The organism is Pseudokineococcus lusitanus, from assembly GCF_003751265.1.
GTDB lineage: Bacteria > Actinomycetota > Actinomycetes > Actinomycetales > Quadrisphaeraceae > Pseudokineococcus > Pseudokineococcus lusitanus.
This window is the reverse complement of the sequence record NZ_RJKN01000017.1, coordinates 1-2,132: the sequence shown is the minus strand read 5'-3', so window position 1 is coordinate 2,132 and position 2,132 is coordinate 1. Positions and strand designations below refer to the sequence as shown.

Annotated in this window: 3 protein-coding genes; all 3 read right to left on the bottom strand. The window is 75.8% G+C overall.

Annotated elements, in window-relative coordinates:
- Positions 1 to 550: 550 nt before the first annotated feature.
- Positions 551 to 1,390, bottom strand: a complete 840-nt coding sequence (locus EDC03_RS17335; protein ID WP_148058141.1) for a dihydrofolate reductase family protein — start codon at positions 1,388 to 1,390, stop codon at positions 551 to 553.
- A 26-nt stretch (positions 1,391 to 1,416) separates the two neighbouring features.
- Positions 1,417 to 1,884 (bottom strand): SufE family protein, encoded by a 468-nt coding sequence (locus tag EDC03_RS17330; RefSeq protein WP_123381521.1) that lies wholly within the window; start codon positions 1,882 to 1,884, stop codon positions 1,417 to 1,419.
- Positions 1,881 to 2,132 (bottom strand): sulfurtransferase (locus tag EDC03_RS17325; protein ID WP_277872090.1); only part of this gene is annotated, 252 nt, incomplete at its 5' end. The genes EDC03_RS17330 and EDC03_RS17325, both read right to left, overlap by 4 nt.

The window sequence follows — 2,132 nt, the reverse complement described above, 5'->3', positions numbered from 1 at the left end:
ACCCCGTCCGCGAGGGCGCTGGCCGGGACCAGTGCCGTCACGGCGACGGGCGTGACGACGCCGGTCGTCGTGCCCGCGCCGTCGGTGGTCATGGCGCTCACGCTAGGGGCGACCACCGACAACGGACCCCGCCACGGGTGTCGTCCACAAGCCTCTGACCTGCGGCGATGAACGTCACTCGAACGGGTGATCGAATGATGCTCGGGTCGGCCACCGGCCACCAATAGCCGACGTGGGGGGTCGACGACTTGCTTCCGCCGTAACCCCGTCCGGCCGTCGTCCCCGGTCTCGCACGGTCGCGAACAGGCGCCTCTTCGTCGCTGTCAGACGCCCGTGGGCGCGAACAGGCGCCTCTTCGTCGCTGTCAGACGCCCGTGGGCGCGAACAGGCGCCCGTTCGCCGTCGCGGGGCCTTCGCGGGTGCGAACAGGCGCCTGTTCGTCGTCGCCGGACGCCGTGGGCGAACAGGCGCCCGTTAGTCGTCGCGGGGCCGTCGTGGGTGCGAACAGGCGCCTGCTCGGGTGGAGGGATCGTGGGCACGCGGCGGCTCGTCAGCGCCGGACGACCCACCGGGCCAGCACCGTGCCGTCGTCCTCGCCGCCGGTCGCGAGCAGGAGGTGCGCGAGACGGAGGCGGCCGTCGAGCGCCGGGCCCCCGAGGGCGCGGGGGGCGTCGCCGGCGACGAGGGCGGGGGACGTCGTGAGGCACAGCTCGTCGAGGAGACCCGCCCGGGCGACGTCGCCGAGCAGCGCGGGTCCGCCCTCGCAGAGCACCCGGGGCAGGCCGCGGTCGGCCAGCGCGGCGACGGCGGCCGGCAGGTCGACCTCGTCGTCCCCGGCCACGACGACCGCGTCCGCCCCCAGGCGGCGGCGCAGCGACCCGAGCGCGTCGGGCCCCACCGCCGCGCACGTCACCGCGACGACGCCACCACGGCCGTCGGCGTCCTCGGCGGCGGGGGAGCCCACGGCGTCGGGCAGGCGGCCCGAGCGCGTCACGAGCGCGAGCGTCGGGGCCGGGGCCTGACCGAGCTCGCGACGTCGGGTCCGGAGCGCCGGCCGCACCCGGAGGCGTCCGTAGCCCTCCACCCGCGCCGTGCCCGCGCCGATGAGCACGACGTCGGCCAGGGACCGCAGGAGGACGAGGACCCGCTGGTCCAGGGGCGTGGAGATCGACCGGCTCGACCCGTCGGGCCCGGCGACGGCGCCGTCGACGGTCGTCACGAGGTTGCCGCGCACGAGCGCCGCCCCGGACGGCGCCGCGTGGGCGTACAGGCGGGCCAGGTCGTCCTGCGGGTCGCCCGCGTCCGCCGACGTGGTCACGACGCGCGACGCCCCGGCCGCCGGGGGGTGCACGAGGTGCACCACGCCGTCGACCGGGGCGTCGTCAGACATCACGAGACGGGCTGCCGCAGCGGTGGTCAGGCCGCCGTCGCCTCGCGGACCTGGCGCTGGATGCGTCCGAGCATCCCCGTCATGCCGCGGAGGCGGAGCGGGCTGACCGCGCGGTCGAGGCCCAGCCGCGAGCAGACGTCACCGGGGACGTCGAGCACCGTCTCCGCCGGGAGGCCGTCGAGGCCCTCGGCGAGGATGCCCGCGAAGCCGCGGGTCGTCGGCGCCTCCGCGGGCGCCGAGAAGAACAGCCGCACCGTGCGGTCGGCGTCGTCGTCGACCTCCGTGAGGAGGAAGATCGGCGACTGGCACTCCGGCACCGGCTCCAAGAGCTCCGGGTGCTCGGCGTACCGCGGGGGCAGCGCCGGGAGGCCGCGGCTGAAGTCGAGCAGCAACTGCAGCCGCTCCGGCTCGGAGACCGCGTGGAAGTCCTCGACGATCTCGGCGAGGGCCGGCGGCAGCCCCTGCGTGGGTGCGCCCGTCGTGTCGGTGCTCATCGCCGCGGCGCCTCGCCGGGCTCGGTTCCGGTGGTGATGGGCACGCGGACGGCGTTGCCCCACTCGGTCCAGGACCCGTCGTAGTTGCGCACCTTGTCGAACCCCAGCAGGTGCGTCAGGACGAACCAGGTGTGGGAGGACCGCTCCCCGATCCGGCAGTAGGCGATGACGTCGTCGCCGGGCTGAAGGCCCTTCTCGCCGGTGTAGATCGCCTCGAGCTCGGCGCGGCCCTTGAACCGGCCGTCCTC

Bases quoted from the DNA above. Each gene is read 5' to 3' on its own strand.
- EDC03_RS17335 (WP_148058141.1), bottom strand. From the start codon at position 1,390: ATGTCTGACGACGCCCCGGTCGACGGCGTGGTGCACCTCGTGCACCCC.
- EDC03_RS17330 (WP_123381521.1), bottom strand. From the start codon at position 1,884: ATGAGCACCGACACGACGGGCGCACCCACGCAGGGGCTGCCGCCGGCC.